General features: G+C 40.5%; 19 protein-coding genes. 5 read left to right on the forward strand and 14 right to left on the reverse strand.

The features are described from left to right. From AC3E7H_RS05150 to AC3E7H_RS05170, 5 genes are all read right to left on the reverse strand, one after another. Positions 1-930: an ABC transporter permease gene (locus tag AC3E7H_RS05150; RefSeq protein WP_049530327.1), complete on the reverse strand. Its 930-nt coding sequence runs from the start codon at positions 928-930 to the stop codon at positions 1-3. 206 nt (positions 931-1136) lie between these two features. Further along, complete coding sequence (locus AC3E7H_RS05155; RefSeq protein WP_075228423.1) at positions 1137-3017, reverse strand: beta-N-acetylhexosaminidase; 1881 nt, start codon at positions 3015-3017, stop codon at positions 1137-1139. Then, on the reverse strand, positions 3011-3880 hold the full coding sequence (locus AC3E7H_RS05160) for an ROK family protein (RefSeq protein WP_075228424.1): 870 nt from the start codon (positions 3878-3880) through the stop codon (positions 3011-3013). Before AC3E7H_RS05160 ends, AC3E7H_RS05155 begins: the two co-directional genes overlap by 7 nt. An 84-nt stretch (positions 3881-3964) precedes the next feature. Next, positions 3965-6610, reverse strand: coding sequence for an alpha-mannosidase (locus AC3E7H_RS05165; RefSeq protein WP_075228425.1), 2646 nt, complete (start codon positions 6608-6610; stop codon positions 3965-3967). Between the two features lie 76 nt (positions 6611-6686). Then, positions 6687-7967 (reverse strand): glycoside hydrolase family 125 protein, encoded by a 1281-nt coding sequence (locus tag AC3E7H_RS05170; protein ID WP_075228426.1) that lies wholly within the window; start codon positions 7965-7967, stop codon positions 6687-6689. Between the two features lie 171 nt (positions 7968-8138). Between AC3E7H_RS05170 and AC3E7H_RS05175 the strand changes: the two genes are divergently transcribed. After that, on the forward strand, positions 8139-10223 hold the full coding sequence (locus AC3E7H_RS05175) for a GH92 family glycosyl hydrolase (protein WP_075228427.1): 2085 nt from the start codon (positions 8139-8141) through the stop codon (positions 10221-10223). A 425-nt stretch (positions 10224-10648) separates the two neighbouring features. Further along, on the forward strand, positions 10649-12097 hold the full coding sequence (locus AC3E7H_RS05180) for an APC family permease (protein ID WP_075228428.1): 1449 nt from the start codon (positions 10649-10651) through the stop codon (positions 12095-12097). Between the two features lie 116 nt (positions 12098-12213). Here AC3E7H_RS05180 and polA read toward each other — a convergent pair whose 3' ends face one another. The 9 genes from polA to AC3E7H_RS05225 all read right to left on the reverse strand — a co-directional run bounded on the left by polA (position 12214) and on the right by AC3E7H_RS05225 (position 22961). Continuing rightward, positions 12214-14847, reverse strand: a complete 2634-nt coding sequence (gene polA / locus AC3E7H_RS05185; RefSeq protein WP_490676207.1) for a DNA polymerase I — start codon at positions 14845-14847, stop codon at positions 12214-12216. Between the two features lie 64 nt (positions 14848-14911). Continuing rightward, positions 14912-16045: an SH3 domain-containing protein gene (locus AC3E7H_RS05190; protein WP_490676208.1), complete on the reverse strand. Its 1134-nt coding sequence runs from the start codon at positions 16043-16045 to the stop codon at positions 14912-14914. Between the two features lie 101 nt (positions 16046-16146). Then, positions 16147-16413: a Veg family protein gene (locus AC3E7H_RS05195; RefSeq protein WP_000128621.1), complete on the reverse strand. Its 267-nt coding sequence runs from the start codon at positions 16411-16413 to the stop codon at positions 16147-16149. After that, positions 16410-17768: a replicative DNA helicase gene (dnaB, locus tag AC3E7H_RS05200; protein WP_000852500.1), complete on the reverse strand. Its 1359-nt coding sequence runs from the start codon at positions 17766-17768 to the stop codon at positions 16410-16412. The genes AC3E7H_RS05195 and dnaB overlap by 4 nt, the downstream gene beginning before the upstream one ends. A 42-nt stretch (positions 17769-17810) precedes the next feature. Next, a complete protein-coding gene (gene rplI / locus AC3E7H_RS05205) occupies positions 17811-18263 on the reverse strand; it encodes a 50S ribosomal protein L9 (RefSeq protein WP_000864204.1) in 453 nt (150 codons plus the stop codon). After that, positions 18260-20233 (reverse strand): DHH family phosphoesterase, encoded by a 1974-nt coding sequence (locus AC3E7H_RS05210; protein ID WP_000739181.1) that lies wholly within the window; start codon positions 20231-20233, stop codon positions 18260-18262. Before AC3E7H_RS05210 ends, rplI begins: the two co-directional genes overlap by 4 nt. Before the next feature lie 148 nt (positions 20234-20381). Continuing rightward, positions 20382-20924 carry a ribosome hibernation-promoting factor, HPF/YfiA family gene (hpf, locus tag AC3E7H_RS05215; RefSeq protein ID WP_000599097.1) on the reverse strand — a complete coding sequence of 181 codons (543 nt, stop codon included), beginning with the start codon at positions 20922-20924 and terminating at the stop codon, positions 20382-20384. 79 nt (positions 20925-21003) lie between these two features. Then, on the reverse strand, positions 21004-21666 hold the full coding sequence (locus tag AC3E7H_RS05220; protein WP_000649950.1) for a ComF family protein: 663 nt from the start codon (positions 21664-21666) through the stop codon (positions 21004-21006). Then, on the reverse strand, positions 21663-22961 hold the full coding sequence (locus AC3E7H_RS05225; RefSeq protein WP_490676209.1) for an ATP-dependent helicase ComFA: 1299 nt from the start codon (positions 22959-22961) through the stop codon (positions 21663-21665). Before AC3E7H_RS05225 ends, AC3E7H_RS05220 begins: the two co-directional genes overlap by 4 nt. A gap of 55 nt (positions 22962-23016) precedes the next feature. Between AC3E7H_RS05225 and AC3E7H_RS05230 the strand changes: the two genes are divergently transcribed. The 3 genes from AC3E7H_RS05230 to cysK all read left to right on the forward strand — a co-directional run bounded on the left by AC3E7H_RS05230 (position 23017) and on the right by cysK (position 25135). After that, on the forward strand, positions 23017-23652 hold the full coding sequence (locus tag AC3E7H_RS05230; protein WP_000456747.1) for a YigZ family protein: 636 nt from the start codon (positions 23017-23019) through the stop codon (positions 23650-23652). 16 nt (positions 23653-23668) lie between these two features. Continuing rightward, positions 23669-24112: a PH domain-containing protein gene (locus AC3E7H_RS05235; protein WP_075228431.1), complete on the forward strand. Its 444-nt coding sequence runs from the start codon at positions 23669-23671 to the stop codon at positions 24110-24112. A gap of 96 nt (positions 24113-24208) precedes the next feature. Further along, the gene (gene cysK / locus AC3E7H_RS05240) at positions 24209-25135 is read left to right on the forward strand and encodes a cysteine synthase A (RefSeq protein WP_001029455.1); all 927 of its coding nucleotides are present in this window, start codon (positions 24209-24211) and stop codon (positions 25133-25135) included. Positions 25136-25168 lie beyond the last annotated feature (33 nt).

Here is a 25168-nt window from a genome sequence, read left to right on the forward strand (position 1 = left end):
CTAGAATAGTGCTGAGTTAGGATCAACACGTCTTGCAAGTAAGTTTGATAGGATAACCAGAATCAAACCGACGACTGACTGATAGAGACCGGCTGCTGAAGCCATACCGATGTCTGCTGTCTGTGTCAAACCATTAAAGACATAGACGTCCAATACGTTTGTTACGCTATAGAGCTGACCAGCGTTGTGAGGGATTTGATAGAAGAGACCGAAGTCTGCACGGAAGATGTTTCCGACTGCAAGGATGGTCAATACTGTCACAAGTGGTGTCAACTGAGGGATGGTTACGTTGCGAATACGTTGCCATTTGCTAGCACCGTCCACTGTCGCTGCTTCGTAGTAAGTTGGGTCAATACCCATGATTGTAGCGTAGTACATAACACTACTGTATCCGAAGCCTTTCCAGATACCTAGGAAAAGGAGGAGGTAAGGCCAGATACTGATGTCTGCGTAGAAGTTAATCCCTTTCATTCCGAGAGCTTCTAAGGTGTGATTGATAAGCCCTTTATCGATATTTAGGAAAGCATCTGTAAAGAAACTGATGATAACCCAAGATAGGAAGTAAGGGAACAACATAGATGTTTGGTAGATTTTAACCATTTGCTTAGAGCGAAGTTCACTAAGGATAATAGCGATACCAACTGACACGATCAAACCGATAAAGATAAATCCAAGGTTGTAAAGGACAGTGTTTCGAGTGATGACAAAGGCATCTTTGGAACTAAACAAGAATTTAAAGTTATCTAGTCCGACCCATTTACTATTTATAATACTGTGAACGAATCCTTCACCAGTCATATGGTAGTCTTTGAAGGCAACCACATTTCCAAATACTGGGATGTAGAAGAATAAAATCAACCATAATGTCCCTGGTAAAACCATTAAGAGAAATATCCAATTATCTCTCAAAGTTTTTGAAAACTTGTTCATAATTTCCTCCCTTTTTATTTTTCTAAAACTTGATAATCTCATAATTTTTAGATTTGATAACGTTTACAAAAATAGTATACTCTTATTTTAAGGATAGTTTAAACTACTAATTATAGAAAAAACTCCACAAATTATTTTATGTGGAGAACTTTTTTTATAATAAGAAGTGTGTTTCACGAGAAACTTTCTTCCTGAATAGAGTTTTTCTAGGTCGTATAAATGGTCGAAGCTGTCGCAATGGTGTGCCACTGGTTGGCTGTCGTTGCTGCGAAGTCCTTATCTCCGTAGAAATCATTAAATGGCAAGATGTCTACTTCTAGTTCTTCGATGCGGTCAATTTGACCAGCAAGATAAGCCTCGATACGACTTTCTGCTCGCTTGATCCGCTGCAAGAGTCCACCCATACGGATGTCCACTGTATCCAAGCCAAAGACCTTGTTCTCTTTTAGCCATTGTTGGCTAAAGAGCTTGTGGAAGTTTTCAATCTGGCTTCGGAGTTTTGGTAATTCTTCTCTGGCAATTTGTTTCAAGCTGTCTTTATCATCTGCTTGATAGGCTTGGCGAATGCGTCGTCCCACATCAACCTTGCTGCTTAAAATCTGGTTCAACTGAGCCTGAGTTTCGAAAAGATACGCGTAAACTCCAGCTTTTTCTTTAATGTCAGAAAGAGTCTCAGCTGCCTGGGCAAAGTGAGGCTTGTCCTGTTCAGGTGTCATGTGCTGATCAAGAATTGGGCAAAGAACATCCTGATAAAAGGTATAGCGGTTAGGGTTGATACCACTAAGATTTCCTGGTAGGTCTGGCAAAAGATTAGCAAGGTCAAGTTGCATGAAGTCCTCAACCGATAGACCAGTATTAGTTTTGAAGTGTGCAGATAAGCGCTCTAAATCATTGCGATAGCTGAGTTCCGCCCAGATTTGTAGACTTGGCAGAATAGAGAACTGGGCTGTTTCACCACCATTATCTCCCCAACCAGTCACAATGACTTCTTTAATCTGATTGGCACGGCAGGCTTTATTAGCCTCAATAGCTACTAGACGGCTGAAATGGTTGTGAGGCGTAAAACCGATCCATTTCCAAGCCCCACCTGCAAAGGCGATATCTTGGCTAATCTTGTGGTGATTGCGGAAGTTACGGTTGTATTTTTCTTCGCTATCCTGATAATAATCCCAGTAAACCAAGGTCACACGGTCTTTAAGACGATCTAAGTAAATACGAGTTTCTTCTGGAATTTCCACATCACGGTCGTACTGTCCATCTGCTGACATTAGCTTGAAGAACATATCGCTCCACATCTGACAATGGAAACCATACTTATCTGCGATATCTAGCACACGCTCCAAGTGTTGGCACATAAGGAGGCTACGATCAACAACGCCATTTAGGATGAGGTAGCGTCCCAAACCAACCAAATGGGCTTCGTCCATACCGATATTGACCTTGCGAGTTTGCAGTTTAGACAGAGTCGCAAACATGCCGTCAATCAGATCGTAGACTTTTTCTTCGCCGATAAGGAGGATGTCCTCTACATCACGAAGTTGCTGGACTTCTTTGACACCCCATTTGACAAAGGCTGACAAGTGAGCCAAGGTCTGAATACAAGGAACAAAAGTCATATCAAACTGTTGGGCGTAGGCTTCAATTTCCTGTAACTCTTCAGCTGAGTATGCTCCACGGAAATAGCCAAAGTATGGTTGCCCCTCGATTTGATAAGTGTCTTCCATGTAGAGCTCAAAGGTTGAATAACCCATCAGAGCTAAGACTTCAATCATCTGCTTGGCAGATGCGACATTGAGCACGGCATTGCGCGAACAGTCAGCCATATAGGCTAAATCTTCGTAAGCAGCCTGTTCTTCAATCTCTACTTTGTCTCCTTCTGTTAAAGCTGTTGCTAGCACAGACAAGGCACGGTAGAGTTGATGAGGTTTACGGTAGGTCAGTTGATACTGCCCATTCTCACCCTTGATAGAGATAGAAGCTTGGTCAGACTGAGCAACTGCCACTTCTACATCCGGTAGAGAAATGTGATTTTTTAAGACTTCGATAGCTTGGGCTTGTTTGGGACTAAGTCCTGTAAAACTTACCATTGGTTTTCCTCCTGTAACCAGTTGACAAGGGCACCGTATAGATTGGCATCTGCATGATAGGTGCAAGCTTGAATGACTGGAGCGATAGTATATTCTTCATATCTTTCCACAAAGGCGTCTACTGCTTTTTGAACGCCTTTGATAAAATCTGGGTTCTGACTGATAGAACCACCTAGGCTAATGACATCTGGGTCGATTAAGTACTGGATATTGAGCAGGCCTTGAGCTAGGTTACGGTTCATGCGTTCAATGGCTTCTTGGCAGAGGGCATTTCCTGCTGCAGCCTCTTGGTAAATCTTACGGCCATCCCAGTCAGACTGACCTGATTTCTCAATCACATAACGAACCATGTTTCCCGTAGAAGCTAGTAGCGACCAGTTGTTGAGCTTTTCTGCAGGCTCGATGGTTGTCATGTAGCCAAACTCACCGCCCAAGCCATGACGACCTCGGTGAAGTTTTCCATTGATAATCATGGCTCCACCGATTCCTGTGCCAATCACGACACAGGCTGCATTTTCAATCTCAGGATGAGCTAGCAATTCACTGAGCCCAACACAGTTGGCATCATTTTCTAGGTGGACAGGAAGCTTATGATGAGCAAGGGCCTCATACCAAGAAAAACCATGGATGTAAGGAATGGCGCTAATTCCCTCAATCACTCCTGTTTTTTGGTTAACTGCACCTGGCACACTCATAGCAATCCCACGATAGTCTTGTTCTGACAAACGTTGGTCCAACCAAGCAAGCAACTCTTCTAGAGTCTCTGGGGTTGGTGTGCTGTTCTTATCTAAAATCTTTCCATCAGGAGTTAGACTAGCAAACTTAATGCCAGTTCCTCCAATATCAATGGTTGCAAGGGTCATGGCTTTCACCTGTAAAAAGGAGCGAATCAGCAGTTGGTTCTTACTTTTTCGCTCCTCCTTTCTGTTTATGTTTTCTTTTTGAAATTAAATTTCTTCTTTTTTAATCAATTCTGTACGAATTTCTTGTGGCGCCAATAGTCCTGAATGAACTGGATATGGTCGTTCCAATAAGTCAAGAATGGTTTGTTGTTTGTCAGACACGCGAACATTTTCTTGACTCATATTGTAATAACGAAGGACGTAGCCTTCTTCATTTTCGGCAACTTTAAAGGCTGTTGGGCAGACTTGTGGCAAGTTCAGTGCCGCATGATTGAAGAGACTACCTGTTGCTGCGACGCTACCTTCTTGTTTTGCAACTTGAAGAGCTGTAAATGGCACCTGGAAGGCTTTGGCGCGACGGAAGGCTGAGAAACGTTCGCCTGCTTGATGGCATTCTACTGCAAACTCAACTTCGATATCGCGCAAGCACTGGGCTTCTGGCGTTGGGAAGTAGCCCCAGTCACCTAGCTCACCTGAAGCACGGAGAAGAGTTACAGCCATGGTGTCGTCTCCAAGGATTTCGTATTCGTGCAATCCTTTATTGGATACGGTCACTCCTTTTACATCATCATACAAACTGACAAAGGCTTGTTGGTGTTGTGGATTTTCAGGATTTTCCCAAGAAGCTGCCGGTTTATTTGGTCTTGTCACAACTTCATAGATGCTTTCAGAATCATTACTTGGGCGTGTGTTATGAGTTTTGACCAAGAGACGAATGCGGTGGTCTTTGGCTGTATTGGTAAAGCGAGTCTTGAAACGAATCTGTGGATTGTCCACAAAGACAGTCATCTCTGTTTCAAGAGGAATGGTTGTCAACTCTTCTGAACGACCTGCGTCTCGTTTCATGAATTCGATGATTCCTCTTTGTTCAGCATCCAATTTTTCATCTGCACTGACTGGGATAGTCAAGTCGTGTTTGAGCAAGACCTTAGCATAGCGAGCATTGTTTTCTAGAACTTCATAACCTTTCAGTTGCGCAAAGATTGGCTCTGTTCCTTTTGGTTGGAAGTAAATGTACTCGTTACCGATATCACCACGGTCCTCAAATTGGATGAAATCTTCATAAGCTTCGTTTGTAGTCTTGTCGTAGACTGTAATTCCTTGGTCTACACTCACAGTTACGAATGGTGTATCAATGACTCCATTTTGGTAAATACCATCACGGTGATTTACTTGACCTTCAACCAATTGGAAGCTTGCCCAAGAAAGAGGAGCAAGGTGAACTGGGATTGTCACGCGCACTTGACGTGCAATATATGGCTGACGGAATTTATCCTTTGGCAAAGTATAGCCAAAACTTGCTCCCAAGTCTTCAATCTTGGCTTCAATGACATGACCATCCAAATCTTCAACGTGATAATCTGGCAAGGTCACAGCTGCCATCTTCTTGTAGCCTTCAGTCGGATGCAATTCTTTGAAATCACAAGTGACAACATCCACTACAACACTAACCGTATCAACCTTGTCATGTAAAGCTGTGTTGACAACGGTAAAGAGGTGGTCACTTTGCGCTTCTTGAGTTGCTATTTTGTGTTTCCATTCATTGAGAAGGTTTGTTTTGACAAAGTTTCCGACTTGATTGACCTTGGCAAAGCGAGTTTCCATTTCACGGTGTACTTCATCAATACTACATCCACAGATGCTATCGTGTGGTGCATTTTGCAAAAGTACTTTCCAAGCATAAGTTAATTGATTCTTGTGGTTATGTCCACCTGTGAGAATAGTCAACGGTTCCACGATCTGCTCTAACAGGTTGCTGTTTTCTTGGAAGGCTTGTTTGAGATAAACGCGTGAAGAAGAGGTGTTAGCAAGAGTGTACCAACCATCTGTTTCTTGGCTAGTCAACTCACCTGTAACTGTTGATAGGTGTTCAGGAAGTGCACTTTCCACTGCTTGAACGTATTCATCAAAGGAGCTGTGAATAAAGGTCACGTCTGGGAAGAGTTCATTGGCCACACGAATAGCTTCACTAATATTTCTCTGTACTGGTTGGTGGTCACAACCATTCATCATCAACCATTGGTTAGTAGAAGCATAGTCACGTACGTCTGCCAATTTTTGTTTCCAGAAGGTCAAGGCTTCATCTTTATCCACTGGAATTTCGTTCCCGTTACTGTACCAGTTAGCAAAGAGAATACCAAGCACACGGCTACCATCAGCACCCTGCCAGTACATCTCAGAAAATTGAGAGGTGAATTGCTCATCTTCGAGAACTTGGTTGTCAAATCCGATTGGTTTAACACCGCGACCAAAGGCTGCTACGTGAATGCCTGATTTTTGAAGAATTTGAGGAGCTTGCCCCATATTTCCAAAGGTATCTGGGAAGTAACCAATCTGCGTAGATTTGCCCCATTTAGCACATTCAGCTTGTCCAATCAAGGTATTGCGGACGTTAGCTTCGCTGGAGATCAAATAATCATCCTGCAAGATATAGAAAGGACCAATCTTGAGCTTGCCTTCGTCGATATAGCGCTGAACCTTGTCACGGTTTTCAGGGCGAATTTCTAAATAGTCATCAAGGACAATGGTTTGTCCATCCAAATGGAAACTCTTGAACTCAGGGTCATTTTCAAAAAGATCAAAAAGATTGTCAAAAAGTTCCACCAATTGCATACGATGACTTTCAAAAGGTAAGTACCACTCACGATCCCAGTGGCTGTGAGAGATAATATGTACAACAACATTTTCCATGAGTAAAACCTCATTCTAACTTAAATTTAAAAATATATTTGTGATTCTGTACAAGAATCTGTCGAGCAAAAGCTCATTAGCGGATATCCAAGTAATCCAAGACTAATTCGCAGAACATCATGTTGGCCCATGAGAACCATTCGCGTGAGTAGAGTGTCGGGTCGTCTACGTGGAAGCTTTCGTGCATCACACCTGTTCCACCATCACAGGCAACCAACTGATCTAGCAAGAATTTCTTCTCTGCCTTATCCGTCGTTGTCAATCCTTGGATAGATAGAGCAATCGGCCAGATATAACGGTAGAAGGTATGTGAACTTCCGAGTCCACTTGCGTACTCTCCTTGGTAGAAATATGGATTTTCAGGGCTCAGGATAGTGCGACGAGTTGCTTGATACACTTCATCGTTAACATCACAGTAACCCAGATACGGAGCCGCCAATAAGCTTGGCACGTTTGGATCATCCATGATACTAGCATTTCCTAAACCGTCTACCTCAAAGGCATAGATTTTCTCGCCCTTACTGTTTGTAGTGTAGGAGTAGTTCTCAATTCCTTCTTGAATCTCAGCTTGGAGTCGTTTGGCATCAGCAATGATGCTCTTGCTATCAGCTAGATTCAATTCTGCAAAGATTTCTTGGACATAACCTAAGACAACCACTGCAAACATATTTGATGGAATCAAGTAGCTGTACTGACAGCAGTCATCACTTGGACGGAAGGCTGACCAAGTCATCCCTGTTACGGCGAAGTCTGGCCCAAAACCATCATTTACCAAGGTATCTTCCTTGCGATCAGTATCACGGACAAAGCGATAAGGAGAGTTCTTGTGGTCTTGTTCTACCGTCCACAGATGAAGAATTTCCTTGGTCGCTGTAACAAAGGTTTCATCAAATTGGCTAGTTTCACCAGTTTCTTTCCACAGAAGATATGCTAACTGCAAGGGGTAGCAAAGCGAATCCACTTCATACTTGCGCTCCCAAATCCAGCCATTGAGGTCTGTATGATCTGTCTCGTGGTGACCCTTCCAGTTCTCCTCAATATTGAAAGAATTAGCATAGGGATCTTTGAGAATCAAAGTCATCTGGCGTTTGACCAAACCTGCAATAGTCTGACGTAAACGAGGGTCTCTTTTTGCCACATGAAGGTATGGTCTAAGCTGAGCAGTCGAGTCCCGAAGCCACATAGCTGGGATATCCCCCGTCAGCACAAAGGTCGAGCCATCTTCTAAGATTTCAACTGTATTGTCTAAAGTGTCTGTGTAACAACGTTCAAAGACATCCACCCATTCCGGATGATCTTTAGCACGCTCTGCTACCTCATCTAGCCACTCTCTGACAATTTCTTTTGAATAAACCATAAACTATTTTGCCTCTTTCAAACAAATTTTCATTTTCAGTATATAGCTTTTAGTCCAGAAAATATATACACAAATGTTAGTCATTATTCTACAAAATTGTTATATTTGAAAGTCATTTTCTAAAAGTATCCTTTTTCTGATATAATGTAGAAAACTACTGAAGGAACTACTATGAAACCTATACTTGAAACCATTGATACGCGTTTTGGAACAGCCAGTAAACACGCTTTTTCGCGAGGAAACACCCTACCCTACACAGGTGTTCCTTTTGGGATGAATTACTTTGTACCCCAGACTAGTGACCAGGAAGGATCTTGGTTCTTTGATCCCCATCTTCCTATCTTTCAGGGTATTCGACTAACCCACCAACCTAGCCCTTGGATTGGCGATTACTCCTGGCTCTTGCTGACACCAATTACAGGAGAAATCAGCGGCGATACTCTCTTTCATCGTCAATCTTCTTATAATCTTGAATGTGCTATTTTTAATCCTCATTTTCTAAAGATTTTTTCTGAGCGTTACCAGATTGAAACGCAACTAAGTCCTACTTGCTATGGTGCTTCCCTTCAGATAAGACAAGGACAAGGAAAGAACCTCTCCCTCTATCTTCATGCCGCAGATGAACTGACAGTCGAACAAGTCCATAAGCGTACTCTGGCCCTGAGACAAGCAGGAGAAACCGAAACCAATAAAAGTCCCCTAGCCATGTTCACTGCCCTCACATTTTCAGTAGAAATCTTATCTATCAAGCAAGAGGGACAGGACTGGCGTATTGACTTGGCTGGAGCGGAAGCTCAGGTTCAACTGGCGACTTCCTTTATTTCCAAAGAACAAGCCCTCTTTAATCTTCCTAAACAAGATTTTGAAGAAACGAAAATAAACGCTAAAGCGAGTTGGGAAGATCTTCTAGATCGTTTTGATGTCGTGGAAACTGGACCAGTAGATCGAACATTTTTTGATCACTGCCTCTACAGACTTTTCCTCTTCCCACAAACCTTCTATGAGGTAAATGAGCAAGGCGAGACTATTCATATAGACCTTGCTTCAGGAACGATCAAGCCTGGTCTACTCTTTACCAATAATGGTTTTTGGGATACCTTCCGTACTTCATTCCCACTCTTTGCCTTGATTATTTCGGAATACTATCGCCAATTTCTTGAGGGCTTCCTCAATAGCTATCGTGATACTGGATATCTGCCTAAGTGGCTTGCCCCTGACGAAAGAGGAATGATGCCTGGAACCCTGATTGATGGCCTTATTGCAGATAGTGCTTGCAAAGACATGGCGCCTGAGCTTGAGGATGAATTTCTCAAAGCCATGATTGAAACTGCTACTAAGGCAGATCCAAAAGCTATCAACGGGCGACACGGCCTGGCCCAATATCAAGAACTTGGCTACCTATCCACAGATTATCATGAAAGTGTCAGTCACACACTAGACTATGCTTACAGTGATTTTTGTATCTCTACTTGTGCAGCAAGATTAGGTCAAGAAGAAATAGCCCAAACTTATGCTCAATATGCTAAGAATTATCAGAACCTCTTTGACTCTGAAACAGGCTACATGAGGGCGCGTGATGTAGATGGCAACTTCCGTCCTGACTTTTCTCCTTATAGTTGGGGGCGGGACTATGCCGAATGCTCAGCTATTCAAGCCAGTCTCGGCGTCTTGCACGATATTTCTGGACTTGGTCAACTAATGGGTGGAAAAGAAGCCTTTAGCAACTATCTCTTAAAAACTTGTCAAAGTCTCCCACTCTTTGAAACGACGGGTTATGGATATGAAATCCATGAGATGAGCGAAATGGCAACAGCGCCATTTGGGCAACTAGCCATTTCAAACCAACCAAGCTTTCACATCCCTTATCTCTTCCGCTATAGCAATTATCCTCAATACACCAGTCTCTTAATCAAGACTCTCCGTCAAAAAGCCTTTCGAGCTGGCTGGGATGCTTATCCAGGAGATGAGGATAACGGTAGTTTATCGGCTTGGTATGTCTGGTCTGCTCTTGGGCTTTACCCAACTTGCCCAGGAAAAGCAAGCTATGATCTTGGGATTCCACTCTTTGGCCACCTTCGTATCTATCTGACAGAAAAAAATCAGTGGTTGGATATTCGTACACAACAAAATCATGAACACTTCCACTTTGTAAAAAACTGTCATCTTGACGGAAAAGAGAAACAAAGCATCAGCCATCAGGAACTGCTCAATGCCAAGACTCTTGACTTTACCCTCAGCTGGTTACCAAATCACTAATAGTTCAAATCCCTTTGTCATGTACAAGGGGATTTTCTGATTTATACCAAATCCTCCACAAAGTTATCCACAGATTGTGTATAACTTTCAATTAACTTTCAAATCAATTTCATGTACTTACAAACGATTTCTCTCAACTATTTTTTTGACATCCTAAACTAAAACACCCTCAATATCCTGTTCTATCAGTCTTTATAACCGACTAGCTTAGTACCCAACTCATACATTCTATCTCTTTTTTCTAAACTAACATTTGGAAAACAATTTTTTATTTCACAAAGTTATCCACAGATTGTGTATAACTTTTACTCAAGTACAAACTCCAGCTGATAAATTCCCCCTACATTTTTTATAGGAAATTTCGGATTTTGTTAGGCGCTTTCAAAAAAACATGATATACTGAAACTAATAGAAAAGGAGACATTATGAAAAAAGATCAACACCAACTTAATTGGCTGATGGTTTCTCTGATTGCCTTCAACATGGTTTGGGGGCTAGGAAACGTCGTCAACAACTATTCTCAACAGGGAATTTCAGTCGTCGTATCTTGGATTTTAATCCTCGCACTCTACTTTATCCCCTATTCCCTCATCGTTGGACAACTAGGTTCTACCTTTAAGGAAAGCGGAAGCGGTGTTAGTGACTGGGTTGAAAAAACATCAACCAAACGTCTCGCCTACTTTGCTGCTTGGACCTACTGGGTTGTGCATATCCCTTATCTCGCACAAAAACCTCAAGGAATTCTAATTCCACTTGGTTGGGCCTTACAAGGTAACGGACAATTCCTTAAACAAATCGACATCCACTGGATCGTTATTCTCTGCTTGCTAATCTTTGGACTTTTCCTCTACCTTTCTACAAAGGGATTGGCAACTCTAAAAGTCATTGGTAGCTTGGCAGGAAGTGCTATGTTGATTATGTCTTTACTCTTCGTGCTTTTGGCTGTCGGTCTGCCTTTCATCAAGCCAGATATTCAGTTTGCGACACCACACATGGATCAACTAAGCACCTATATTCCAAACTTTGATTTTTCTTATTTTACAACGATTTCACTACTGGTCTTTGCAGTTGGTGGTTGTGAAAAAATTTCCCCTTATGTGAATCAAACTCGCAACCCTGCAAAAGAATTTCCAAAAGGTATGATTGTCATGGCCATCATGGTGGGGCTCTCTGCTATCCTCGGATCAGTTGCCATGGGAATGCTATTTGATGGCAATAACATCCCTGAAGACCTCATGCGTAATGGCGCTTATCAAGCCTTCCAAATGTTAGGAAATTCTTGGGGAGTTGGAAACCTCTTTGTCGTGATCTACGCTCTTACAAACATGGTCGGACAAATCGCTGCGCTTGCCTTCTCTATTGACGCACCATTGCAAATCCTTCTCAATAACGCTGATGAAAACTATATCCCAAGCTGGCTTCGTAAACGTACTGAAAAAGGTGTCCTCATTAACGGCTACCTTCTTACAGGTATCCTCGTTAGCCTTATCATCATCCTTCCAATTTTTGGTATTCAGGAAATTGACGGACTTGTAAAATGGATGACCAACCTCAATTCTATCGTAATGCCAATGCGTTACCTCTGGGTATTCCTTGCCTACATGATGCTTAACCGTGCTTGGAAGACATACAAAAATGCCGAATACAAGTTTGTGAACAATCCTAAACTTGGCTTTGTTATCGGTACTTGGTGCTTCCTCTTTACAGCCTTTGCTTGTATCCTTGGTATGGTTCCAAAAATTAACTACGCTGAGAATCCAACAGCTTGGCAATTCTCTCTACTTACAAACATCTTGACTCCAATTATTCTGATTGGATTAGGTGTGATTCTACCAGTACTTGCCAAAAAAGAACAAAAGAAACAAATCAAATAATGCTACTATTAGTTAGATAAAATCGATTTTATCTTTGCTTACAAAAATTTTCTCAGCAAAAATCCCCTTAAACGTTACTGTTCAAGGGGATTTCTTTTTGTTTAATAGTCTATTTTCTACTTGGCCTCATACCAAGTTGCGCCTTCATTTTCATCAGCAATGAGGGGCACACTGAGTTGAATAGCTTCTTCCATGGTTTGCTTGACGAGTTTTTTGATGGCAGCTAATTCTGACTTAGGCACTTCAAGAACGATTTCATCATGTACTTGTAGAAGCATCTTAGTCTGATAACCACCCTCTACCAAGGCTTTATCTAGCTGAATCATAGCGATTTTGAGAATATCTGCAGCTGATCCTTGGATAGGTGAGTTGATGGCTGTACGTTCCGCAAAACCACGAATGTTAAAGTTGCGCGAATTGATATCTGGCAACTCACGACGACGTTTGAAGAGGGTCTCTACATAACCCTTATCACGCGCCTCACGTACCACTTCATCCATGTAGTTTTTGATTCCTGGGAAGCGTTCAAAGTAGGTATCAATGTAGGCCTTAGCCTCTTTACGGCTGATACCTAGATTATTCGATAAACCAAAATCTGAAATTCCGTAAACCACTCCAAAGTTAACCGCCTTGGCATTACGACGGTCGTTTGGAGTCACATCCTCAGGACGTTCAATTCCAAAAACCCGCATGGCTGTTGAAGTATGGATGTCAGCCCCCTCTTGAAAGGCCTTAATCAAGTGCTCATCTTTAGAAATATGGGCCAAAACTCGTAGCTCAATCTGTGAGTAGTCCGAGCTGAGAAGGACACTATCCTCCCATTCTGGCACGAAAGCCTTACGGATAAGTCGCCCTTGCTCCAAACGAACAGGAATATTTTGCAAGTTTGGATCCACACTAGACAGACGCCCTGTCTGAGTCAAATCTTGTACATAGCGCGTGTGAATCTTGCCATCAGCTAAAATCCAGTCCTGTAAACCAATCACATAAGTGGATTGAATCTTAGCAATCTGACGGTAATCGAGAATTTTCTTGACGATTGGTGCAATAGGAGCTAGACGCTCCAATACATCCACGGCTGTCGAGTAGCCCGTCTTGGTTTTCTTGGTATATTCGAGAGGGAGACCTAGTTTTTCAAAAAGAAGGACACCCAACTGTTTAGGTGAATTGATATTAAATTCCTCACCTGCTAGGTCATAAATCTCTTGCGTCAGCTTTTCAATGACAAGCTCATTTTCGGCCTGCATCTCAAGCAAGGTCTCTTTTTTAACTTTAATTCCAGCGATTTCCATCTTAGCAAGGACAAAGGCTAGAGGTTGCTCCATATCATAAAGAAGGTCAAGTTGTCCGTTTTCGCTTAATTTTTCAAGTAAAATAGGCTCTGTCTCAACCAATACAGCAACCTTACGAGCCAAGTGCTCCAAGAATTTTTCTCGCTCTGGAATAGCTTTCTTAACGCCCTTACCATAGAAGGTTTCATCATCGACCAAGTATGTTTGACCGTAGAGACTAGCAATGGTTGAGATTTCATTATTCTCGACTGTTGATAGGAGATATTTTGCTAAGCGGCTGTCAAAAGCAGGAGCCTGCAAATTCAAACCAAAGCGATTTAAGAGAACTTTTGCTTTCTTAAAATCATACACTTTCAGAGCTGTTTTTTCTAGAAAATCCTTAAGAATCGGCTCCTGCAAGAGTTCCAGCTTTTCTGTAGCATAGAGTTTGTCTCCGCACGACCAAGCAAAACCAATCAAGTCATCTGTATGGTAGTTTTCTCCAAAGAGTTCAAAGTGGAAGATGGAGTCCGCGCTTAGCATATCTTGACTGACTTGGTCAACAATAGTAAAGTCCAAACTCTCAGCCACATCAGCTGATGATACATTTAAAGCCTGCTTGAGTTGTTTGAAGCCCATCTCATCGTAGAATTTCCCAAGATTTTCCACATCTGGACCACTATAAACCAAATCATCCAGTCCAATCTCAATCGGTGCTTTCGTATCGATCGTTGCTAGTGTTTTAGATAGGAAGGCTTGTTCCTTGTCGTTAATGAGATTTTCCTTCATCTTAGAAGCCTTCATCTCATCAATATTTTCATAAATACCTTCGAGCGAGCCATGTTCTAACAAGAGCTTGATACCAGTCTTTTCACCAATCTTGGTTACGCCAGGGATATTATCTGACTTATCTCCCATGAGGGCTTTAAGATCAATGAACTGAGCAGGTGTGATGCCCATCTTTTCCATGAGATATTCTGGTGTAAATGCCTCAAACTCAGCTACACCTTTCTTAGAAATCTCAACCACTGTATGTTCATCTGTCAACTGGATCAAGTCCTTGTCTCCACTGACGATAGTTACATCAAATGAATCCTTTTCAGCCAAACGACCCAAGGTACCAATGATATCATCCGCCTCATACTGGGCTAACTCATAATGACGAATCCCAAGATGATCTAGCAACTCACGAATAAAAGGGAATTGCTCGCGAAACTCATCCGGAGTCTTGGCACGACCACCCTTGTAGTCTGCATACATCTCTGTACGGAAAGTCGTTTTCCCCGCATCAAAAGCAACCAAGATATGACTCGGTTGGACACGTTCCAACAGGTGATTTAGCATCAGGTGAAAACCGTAGATTGCATTGGTATGTAGTCCATTGTCATTTTTAAAACGATCCAGTTGCTGATAAAGGGCAAAAAATGCTCGGAAAGCAACTGAAGAACCGTCAATTAGTAATAATTTTTTCTTGTCCATACACCCATTATAAAGGAAAGCAGGGAAAAATACCATTAGGAAGAGCCCAAATGCTGAATAACACTTATGAGGCTGGGTTTTCTACTCGAACTCCATCACCATCAACTTGAAATCCATCGATAGTAGTATTTACTGCCAATTCTCCAGAAGCATTTACATAGTAATGTTTTCCTGAAACCTGGAACCACTGACTGGTTTTCATAGCTCCAGAACTTTCCAGATAATACCAAATGCCCTTATCCTTTAACCAACCTGTCTGCATTTCACCAGATGACTTCAAGTAATACCAATTCGAACCTTCTTTTAACCAGCCTGTCGTCATTCTACCATCAGCTTGCAAATGATACCAGTTCCCATTAATCTTCTTCCAACCGACTGCTTTTTGACCATTGTCATAGTAGTACCAACTTGTTCCCTCTTTTTCCCAACCATTTTTAGAACTACTTGTTTTAGTTAAGGGGATATAGCGTCTGTTTCCACTTCGTGAAATATAACTAATCCATTTATAACCTTCTTTTTCAAAGGTTTGATCATAATGAACACTCATTCCAGCTTCGTAGTAATCGATAACGGTAGATGTCAATGATGGCTGATCCATAATAGCTGATTTTTCTGTGAAGTGATGAGTACCACTGAAGGATAGTAGAGACTGATGAGACCCTACACTAGCATTCCCAACATCTTTAAAGTGAATAAAACCAGTCATAGAACTCGCCTTTACAATTCTACGATGATACGTTTCTGTATAATCGTAATTGTACTCCTCAATTTCAATCATGTCTCCAATCACGTTAGATACCCAAGCCACGTGACCATATTGCCCTCTTGTACTCCAAGCAATCGCACCAATTGCTGGTTGCTGGTCCACACGATAGCCTTCTTTTTGGGCTCGATAACCCCATTGATTAGCATTCCCATAAGCAGCTGGTAGCTCAAAACCATTGACACTACTTAAACGAAAAGCAGCAAAAGAGGTACACTGTCCTGAGTACATGCGCCACTTATCAATTTTTTGACTTCCATTTTTATAATAATAGGGATAATCATCTCCACGTGCCTGTGATCCATTGTTTGCCTGGTTGGCATGAACAGTTCCTCCACCAAATAAAAAAGCTCCTGCTAGTAATAGTGAAGCTGATCCTACAGCTGTCTTTCTGAGAAAAGTTCCCTTTTTATGTCCTGCTTTAGTAAATGTCATTCATTCTCCTTCAAATAATTAGATTTTTGAGGTTGACCTCATCTATATCATTCGAAAGAAAATAAAAAAAGTGAGAAATCTTCTCACTTTCATGATTATCCTTAATCCAAATAATGAATTAAGTTCTTTTCTGTCAAAATATCTGAATAGGTGAAAGATTCAACATAGACATTAGCCTGTTTGTCTCCTTCAACATTTCCAAACTCAACGATGAAGAGCGATGGATAAACCTCAATTAGTTTTCCCAAACGATTCTTTTGACGTTTACGACCATTTTCTAAGGTCATTTCCACCACTTGTCCCTCATGCGCCTTAATTTCTTCTTTGATTTTTTTCATTTTAGCCACATCTGTAAATGCGTCTGTCATCTTGGTTCCTCCATCTTCGAAATACTTGAAAATTTATTATATTCTTTTTGGAAAATCAATTCTACCGTTCCGCGAGCACCGCTACGGTTTTTCTCGATAATCACTTCTACTTTATTATTTGGAATGCCTTCCTCCTCTTCACCACCGCGCTCATAATAGTCATCACGATAGAGAAAGGCTACGATATCAGCATCCTGCTCAATAGATCCAGATTCACGAATATCAGACAAAACTGGTCTCTTATCTTGACGTTGCTCTACACCACGAGAAAGCTGACTAAGAGCTATAACTGGAACTTTGAGTTCTTTTGCTAGGATTTTCAACTGACGGGAAATCTCAGATACTTCTTGTTGACGATTTTCTCGACCAGTCCCTGTGATCAGCTGAAGATAGTCAATCAAAATCAAGCCTAGATTACCTGTTTCTTGAGCTAGTTTACGGGAACGAGAGCGAATTTCTGTGATCCGAATCCCTGGTGTATCATCAATGTAGATACTTGCATTAGCCAGATTACCCTGAGCAATCGTATACTTGCGCCATTCTTCCTCAGTCAATTGACCTGTACGGATAGAATGCGACTCTACCAACCCTTCCGCAGCCAGCATACGATCGACCAAACTTTCAGCACCCATTTCCAGAGAGAAAATAGCAACTGTCTTGTCTAGTTTGGTTCCGATATTTTGCGCAATATTCAAAGCAAAGGCTGTCTTACCAACCGCAGGACGAGCTGCCAAAATAATCAATTCTTCCTCATGCAGACCTGTCGTCATGTGATCTAAATCTCGATAACCTGTCGCAATACCCGTGATATCTGAAGTCTGTTGCGAACGAGCTTCTAAATTCCCAAAGTTGATATTCAATACATCGCGAATATTTTTAAAGCCATTTCGATTGGCATTCTCACTAACGTCAATCAAGCCTTTTTCTGCACGAGCAATAATTTCGTCAGCAGGTTGAGAAGCTTCATAGGCTAGGTTTACAGACTCTGTCAACTTAGCAATTAGACGTCTAAGCATAGCCTTTTCTGCTACAATTTTAGCATAGTATTCCGCATTGGCAGAGGTTGGCACCGAATTGACAATCTCAACCAGATAAGACAAGCCTCCGATAGTTTGTAAATCACCCTGGCTATCTAGTATCGTCCGAACTGTGGTTGCGTCAATAGCATCTCCACGATCAGACAAATCAACCATAGCTTGAAAAATCAAACGGTGAGCATACTTAAAGAAGTCCTGTGAATCGATATATTCTCGGACAAAAACGAGTTTAGTCTCATCAATAAAAATGGCTCCTAAAACAGATTGTTCTGCCAGGATATCTTGAGGCTGAACACGCAGTTCTTCAACTTCTGCCATCAGACTTTCCTTCCTTTTACAATATTGTCAACCAATCGTAAATTAAGCTTCCTTGACACGAAGATTGATTACACTTGTTACATCTTGATAAATCTTAACCGGAACATCAATCAAACCAACTGCTCGGATTGGTGATTGAACTTGAATGTGGCGTTTATCAATTTTAATACCAAATTGTTTTTGCAATTCTTCTGCAATCTTCTTGTTAGTAATTGACCCAAAAGTTCGTCCGTCTGGACCAACTTTTTCGACAAACTCAACGATTGTTTCTTCTGCTTCCAGTTTTGCTTTAATTTCCTTCGCTTCTGCAAGCATCTCTGCATGTGCTTTTTCTTCTGATTTTTGCTTACCACGCAACTCACCAATGGCTTGAGCTGTAGCTTCCTTAGCAAGGTTTTTCTTAATTAAAAAGTTTTGTGCATATCCAGTTGGCACTTCCTTAATTTCACCTTTTTTCCCTTTACCTTTAACATCTGCTAAAAAGATTACTTTCATTCTTCTGACTCCTTTTCTTTTGTTTCATTAAAAATAACTGTTTTCAGTTTATCTCCTGCTTCTTGCAGGCTCATATCTGTCAAACGTGCCGCAGCTAAGTTAAAGTGACCACCGCCACCTAACTCTTCCATAATTCGCTGGACATTGATCTTACTTCTGCTTCGCGCAGAAATGGAGATTGCTCCTTGACTATTCTTAGCAACTACAAAGCTGGCCTCTATACCAGACATGGCAAGCATAGCATCAGCAGCCTTACTAATAACAACCGTATCGTACTCTTTATCCTCCAAAGCTTGAGCAACCAGGATTGATGGCTGTACCATTTGCCCCTGCAAAATGAGTTCATTTACCAATCGATATTCTTCAAAATCAGTGGCCGAAATTTCCTGAATGACAATGCTATCACTCCCTCTCGTTCTGAGATAACTTGCAACATCAAAAGTTCGACTAGTTACCCGAGAGGTGAAATTTTTAGTATCCAACATCATTCCCCCCATAAGAACACTAGCCTGAATGCGACTCAAACGTTTCTTATTAGAGTTTTGAAATTGAATCAACTCCGTAACCAGCTCGCTGGCACTGCTAGCACCGCTCTCAATATAGGTAATGACCGCATTATCTGGAAAATCTTGGTCCCGACGGTGATGGTCAATAACAATCGTCTGGGTAAACAAGTCATAAAACTCTTTGGATAGGGTTAAAGCTGTCTTGGAATGGTCAACCATCACAAGCAAAGAACGTTTGGTAACCATTGTCATAGCCTGTCCTAAAGGAAGAAGTTTTGAAACACCCTCCTCTTCCAAATAGTTGATAGCTCGAGCAATGTCTGGAGACATCTGTGTAGGATCATAAACCACATAACTATCTTCTAGAACATTACTCGAAAACAACTGCATCCCAACCGCTGAGCCAAGAGCATCCATATCCAGATTCTTATGACCAACAACAAAAACTCGATCAACACTTTTAAGTTTGTCTGAGATAGCTGTCATCATGGCACGAGTTCGTGTCCGAGTTCGTTTAACAGATGCTGCTGAACCGCCTCCAAAGTAGATTGGATTTTTGGTTTCATCATTCTCTTTTACAACTACTTGGTCACCACCACGAACTTCGGCTAAGTTGAGATTGAGGAGAGCAACCTTCCCAATCTGGTCATGATTCCCATCACCATAGGAAACTCCTATACTCATCGTTAGTGGTAAATTCCGTTGCTTAGCTTCCTCACGAAAGGTATCAATTACAGAAAACTTATCCTGCATCAAGTGATCAAGTACAGTGTAGTCAGTAAATAGATAAAACCGATCCATACTCACTCTACGAGAAAACATGGCATGTTTCCCAGCAAATTCTGAAACAAAATTTGCAACAAAGCTATTAATATGACTAATGTCTGATTCAGACGTTTCATTTTCCAAATCATCATAGTTATCAACTGAGATAATCCCGATTACCGGTCTACTTGTCACAAGCTCAGCAGTCGCCTCATACTCACCAGAAACATCAAAAAAGTATAAGACACCTGAATTTCTATCTAAATGCACTGCATAACGTTTCTCCCCAATAATGGCATAAGCCCCTGGAGTAGAAATCGAACTCTTTAAAATCTTTTGAAATTGAGGAAAATCAATTTCTCCATCCTCAGTTGTTAAAATTAATTCCGCATAGGGATTGAACCATTCAATCTCACTGCTGTTCATGTTTAATTTAACAACTCCGACAGGCATTTGCTCTAGGAGGGCACTCAAACTGTCCGTAGCCTGATGATTGACATACTGGATTTGCTCGATATCCGTTTTTTTGTAATATTTTTTCTGGAAATTAAATAGCAGAACATAGAATACGATAAATAAAAATAGACTTGCTATAGTGATCAGATTATCCTTTACTAACACAATCAAAATGGTCATAATCGTAAAGGTTACTATAGCAATCAGATACATAAAAAAGGGATTTATTTCATTTTTTTTCATTACAAACCTCTTGCGCATTATTATACCATAAATGTAGCCAAAATGCGACTTTTAAAGAGGAAACACTATTTTCAAATAATAGTAAAACATCCAAACTAAAAAGTGGTTTACACTAGTGTAAACCACTTTCAAAGACTAATTTTTTTGATTATTTAACTTCTAGAAGACCAATATCTCCATCTTCACGACGATAAATAACATTTGTTGTTTCATCTTCAACATCTACATAGATAAAGAAATCATGTCCCAATAAATCCATCTGTAAGATAGCTTCTTCCAAATCCATTGGTTTCAAATCAATTTGTTTTGAACGAACAACTTTTGGTTGTGATACATCTAAGTCCTCAACTAAAACATCTGTAAAGAGTTGACTTGTAGATACTTTATTTCTGTTCTTACGTTCAATTTTAGTTTTGTTTTTACGAATCTGACGCTCAATCTTATCTGTCACCAAATCAATAGAGCCGTACATATCTTGAGAAATATCTTCTGCACGAAGAGTAATAGATCCAAGCGGAATAGTTACTTCTACTTTAGCAGTCTTTTCACGGTAAACTTTCAAGTTAACACGTGCATCCAATTCTTGGTCTGCTTGGAAGTATTTTTCGATCTTTTCGAGTTTAGAAACTACATAATCACGAATTGCTTCTGTTACTTCTAGGTTTTCACCACGGATACTATATTTAATCATATAAGTACCTTCTTTCTAAACATATTTGTTTTTCTAACTATATTATAACGCTTTCATATTTTTTTTGCAAACTTTTTCCTTATCTTGCGAGGGAAAAAGTTTTAATATTCTGACAACCAGCCTCTAATAGCATACTTTTAAGACGATTCAAGGTAGTTCCAGTTGTATAAATATCATCAAAGAGTAAGATATTTTCTGGGGGCTTCACGCCATCTTTCAATAAAAATGGAAACTCTGTAAGTAAACGATCAGATCGATTTTTTGAAGAACTAGCCTCCACTTCTTTTTTAACCAAAATATCCAGATATGTTAACCCTGTCTCCTTTATCAAACCTTCAACTTGATTAAATCCTCTGCTTTTTAAACGCTGGTAACTCAGAGGAACAATCACAATATGATAGTCCTTATACTTCTTTAACTCTTTTTGCAATATCTCAGAAAATATCTTTCTAAGAAGATAATCACCATCAAATTTATAGCGACTAAAATATTCTTTCATAGCCTGATTATAGGAATAAAGAGCCACATGATCAACCTTTACACCTTTTTTACACCAAAATTGACAATCTTGACAGATGATTGACATTCCTTTTTTAAAACAAGTAGGACAATGATTACCACCAATGCTCTCGAAAGACGAAATACAGGATTCACAAACTAGTTCCTCCTCCTTTTTAAAACAGAGCAGGTTAGTAAAAGTTATCTCTGTTTGCAAGCTTTTACCACACAATAAACACTTCATACTCCTGCCTCCTGATTCATTTGCTTAATCTCCTTTATGGCTTTCTTAATGGACAGATTGAATCCGTCATGGAAAAATATCAGTTCTCCAGTAGGACGATCCATGCTTCTTCCAACTCGCCCACCAATTTGTACTAAACTTGACTTGGTAAAGAGTTGATGATTGGCTTCCACCACAAAAACATCTACACGAAGGAAGGTAACTCCACGCTCTAATATAGTTGTGCTTATTAATATCGTTAACTCTCCATCTCGAAAGGCCTGTACCTGCTCTAATCGGTCTTCCGTAATTGAGGATACAAAGCCTATTTTCTCATTCGGAAACTTCTCCTGCAAAATTTCTTTTAACTTTTCTCCCTTTTTAATCTCAGAGGCAAAGATTAGTAAGGGATAGGCCGTCTTTCTCTGTTTCTCAATGTAAAGTTTTAATTTTGGAGGTAAGTCATTTTTTTCTAAATATCTATTAAAATGCGATAACCAGATTGGCTTGGGAACAATGAGAGGATTTCCATGAAAACGACGAGGTAAACTAAGACGCTTTAACTCCCCTTGTTTAACTTTTCTATCTAACTCGTCAGTTGACGTTGCTGTTAAAAATATTCTCAATCCATTTTCCTTTACACAATTGTTGACAGCATGGTAAAGTACTGGGTTATCAACATAAGGAAAGGCGTCCACTTCATCCACAATCAATAAATCAAAAGCTTGATAAAATTTTAATAGTTGGTGAGTGGTTGCTACAACTAAAGGTGTACGAAAATAGGGATCTGACTCCCCATGTAGTAGCGCAATCTCACATGCAAAATCATTTTGTAATCGTTTATGGAGCTCTAGGCAAACATCAATTCGTGGACTGGCCAAACAAACAGCTCCACCTTGATCAATCACCTTGGCAACAACTTGGTAGATCATCTCAGTCTTACCAGCTCCTGTCACTGCATGTACCAAGGTAGCCTCCCTCTTATCTACCGCCTGAAGGAGTCCTTGTGATACCCGCTCTTGAAATGGAGTCAGTTGACCTGACCATTTTAGTACATCTTGCTGTGGAAACCTTTCTTGCGGAAAATAATAGAGATTTTGATCACTTCTTATTCGCTTCATAATCAAGCATTCTCGGCAATAAAAAGCACCAATAGGCAAATGCCATTCTTCTTCTATCTGACTACCACAACGCTGACAATATTGTTGACCCTTTTCTTTTTTCATGGATGGAATTTGTTTTGCTTGTTGTCTCTCCTCATGACTTAATTCTTGCTCGGTAAAAAGGCGACCGAGATAATTTGGATTTACTTTCATATTTCTTTATTCGTAAAATGTAGAACTTTACGCTATTTTTTAGTACAATAAAAATATGGAATACAGAACTATAAAAGAGGACGGACAAGTCCAAGAAGAAATCAAAAAATCACGCTTTATCTGTCATGCCAAACGTGTCTATAGTGAGGAAGAGGCTCGTGATTTTATCACAACTATTAAAAAAGAACACTATAAAGCTACCCACAACTGCTCTGCTTTTATTGTCGGTGAGCGTAGTGAAATCAAGCGAACTAGTGATGATGGAGAACCTAGTGGGACTGCTGGCGTTCCTATGCTAGGAGTTCTGGAGAATCACAACCTTACTAATGTCTGTGTTGTAGTTACTCGTTATTTTGGTGGTATCAAACTAGGGGCTGGTGGTTTGATTCGCGCTTATGCTGGTAGTGTTGCCCTAGCAGTTAAGGAAATTGGCATTATTGAAATCAAAGAGCAAGCAGGGATACAGATTCACATGACCTATGCCCAGTATCAAGAATATGGGAATTTTCTTAAAGAGCATAATCTCATAGAATTAGAGACAAACTTTACAGATCAAGTTGACACTATGATTTTCATTGATAAAGAAAAGAAAGACGGTATCAAGGCTGATCTCATTGAATTTTTCAATGGAAAAGTTACTCTAACCGACAAAGGTTTACGTGAAGTTGAAGCACCTGTAAACCTATCGTAAAGAAAGGAAATATCATATGGCTTTTGGAAGATTAATTCAGGGACTCGCTGGAAACTTCAGTGAGCAAAGTAAAGTAGCTCTTACCAAGGAGTTTGGACAATATTTATTAGAAAATGAAGAAATTCAAAGCGGATATAAACTCATTCGTGATTCAATTATCTTTACTAATATCCGAATCATCTTTACAGATAAACAAGGGGCAACCGGACGGAAGATGTCTATCAAATCAATTTTCCTCATGAACATCGTCAATGTTGAAATGGAAACTGCTGGACTTGGGATTGATGATAGCGAGATTACGATTACTTATTTAGAAAATGCCTTTTTAAAATCTCACAATGAGCATTTTAATTCTCACAAATTTGAATTTCCAAAGAAAACTGATATTGTACCTCTTTACACCTATCTATTTGACTTAGCTTATCATAATCGTTTGAATATGAATGGTTTGAATCACTGATATAAAAAAATCCTATCACTCCGATAGGATTTCTATATTTTACAAAAGTTAAAGTTAGCGTTATACTAGTAGCATCTTATATAAAGAGGTGCTAATATGGCAATTTATAACAATATCACAGAACTCATCGGTAGAACACCGATTGTTAAATTAAATAACATTGTACCAGAAGGTGCAGCAGATGTTTATGTAAAACTTGAAGCTTTTAACCCAGGATCGTCAGTTAAGGACCGTATCGCCCTAAGCATGATTGAAAAAGCAGAACAAGAAGGTAAATTGAAACCAGGTTCTACCATTGTAGAAGCAACTAGTGGGAACACTGGTATTGGTCTCTCATGGGTTGGTGCCGCTAAAGGTTACAAAGTTGTTATCGTTATGCCTGAAACAATGAGCGTGGAACGTCGTAAAATTATCCAAGCTTATGGAGCTGAACTAGTCCTCACTCCTGGTAGCGAAGGAATGAAAGGTGCGATTGCAAAAGCGCAGGAAATTGCTGCTGAGCGTGATGGTTTCCTACCATTACAGTTTAATAACCAAGCTAACCCAGAGGTTCACGAAAGAACAACAGGAGCTGAAATTCTAGCTGATTTCGGAGCTGATGGTTTAGACGCCTTTGTTGCTGGTGTTGGTACTGGAGGAACTATTTCTGGTGTTTCTCATGCTCTTAAAACTGCTAACTCAAACATTCAAGTTTTTGCTGTTGAGGCAGACGAGTCAGCTATCTTGTCTGGTGAAAAGCCAGGTCCTCACAAAATTCAAGGTATCTCTGCTGGATTCATTCCAGATACACTTGATACAAAAGCTTACGATGGTGTCGTTCGTGTAACATCAGATAATGCTCTTGCACTTGGCCGTGAAATCGGTGGAAAAGAAGGATTCTTAGTCGGTATTTCTTCTGCAGCAGCTATCTATGCAGCAATTGAAGTCGCTAAAAAACTTGGAGCAGGTAAAAAAGTCCTTGCGCTTGCACCAGATAACGGAGAACGTTACCTATCTACAGCACTCTATGAATTCGAAGTGTAGTCTCCTAAATACACTAAGCCCTTGTATAGGGCT

It is taken from the genome of Streptococcus sp. SCPM-O-B-15304 (M98) (genome assembly GCF_058200215.1).

Bases quoted from the DNA above. Each gene is read 5' to 3' on its own strand.
- AC3E7H_RS05150 (WP_049530327.1), bottom strand. From the start codon at position 930: ATGAACAAGTTTTCAAAAACTTTGAGAGATAATTGGATATTTCTCTTA.
- AC3E7H_RS05155 (WP_075228423.1), bottom strand. From the start codon at position 3,017: ATGGTAAGTTTTACAGGACTTAGTCCCAAACAAGCCCAAGCTATCGAA.
- AC3E7H_RS05160 (WP_075228424.1), bottom strand. From the start codon at position 3,880: ATGACCCTTGCAACCATTGATATTGGAGGAACTGGCATTAAGTTTGCT.
- AC3E7H_RS05165 (WP_075228425.1), bottom strand. From the start codon at position 6,610: ATGGAAAATGTTGTTGTACATATTATCTCTCACAGCCACTGGGATCGT.
- AC3E7H_RS05170 (WP_075228426.1), bottom strand. From the start codon at position 7,967: ATGGTTTATTCAAAAGAAATTGTCAGAGAGTGGCTAGATGAGGTAGCA.
- AC3E7H_RS05175 (WP_075228427.1), top strand. From the start codon at position 8,139: ATGAAACCTATACTTGAAACCATTGATACGCGTTTTGGAACAGCCAGT.
- AC3E7H_RS05180 (WP_075228428.1), top strand. From the start codon at position 10,649: ATGAAAAAAGATCAACACCAACTTAATTGGCTGATGGTTTCTCTGATT.
- polA (WP_490676207.1), bottom strand. From the start codon at position 14,847: ATGGACAAGAAAAAATTATTACTAATTGACGGTTCTTCAGTTGCTTTC.
- AC3E7H_RS05190 (WP_490676208.1), bottom strand. From the start codon at position 16,045: ATGACATTTACTAAAGCAGGACATAAAAAGGGAACTTTTCTCAGAAAG.
- AC3E7H_RS05195 (WP_000128621.1), bottom strand. From the start codon at position 16,413: ATGACAGACGCATTTACAGATGTGGCTAAAATGAAAAAAATCAAAGAA.
- dnaB (WP_000852500.1), bottom strand. From the start codon at position 17,768: ATGGCAGAAGTTGAAGAACTGCGTGTTCAGCCTCAAGATATCCTGGCA.
- rplI (WP_000864204.1), bottom strand. From the start codon at position 18,263: ATGAAAGTAATCTTTTTAGCAGATGTTAAAGGTAAAGGGAAAAAAGGT.
- AC3E7H_RS05210 (WP_000739181.1), bottom strand. From the start codon at position 20,233: ATGAAAAAAAATGAAATAAATCCCTTTTTTATGTATCTGATTGCTATA.
- hpf (WP_000599097.1), bottom strand. From the start codon at position 20,924: ATGATTAAATATAGTATCCGTGGTGAAAACCTAGAAGTAACAGAAGCA.
- AC3E7H_RS05220 (WP_000649950.1), bottom strand. From the start codon at position 21,666: ATGAAGTGTTTATTGTGTGGTAAAAGCTTGCAAACAGAGATAACTTTT.
- AC3E7H_RS05225 (WP_490676209.1), bottom strand. From the start codon at position 22,961: ATGAAAGTAAATCCAAATTATCTCGGTCGCCTTTTTACCGAGCAAGAA.
- AC3E7H_RS05230 (WP_000456747.1), top strand. From the start codon at position 23,017: ATGGAATACAGAACTATAAAAGAGGACGGACAAGTCCAAGAAGAAATC.
- AC3E7H_RS05235 (WP_075228431.1), top strand. From the start codon at position 23,669: ATGGCTTTTGGAAGATTAATTCAGGGACTCGCTGGAAACTTCAGTGAG.
- cysK (WP_001029455.1), top strand. From the start codon at position 24,209: ATGGCAATTTATAACAATATCACAGAACTCATCGGTAGAACACCGATT.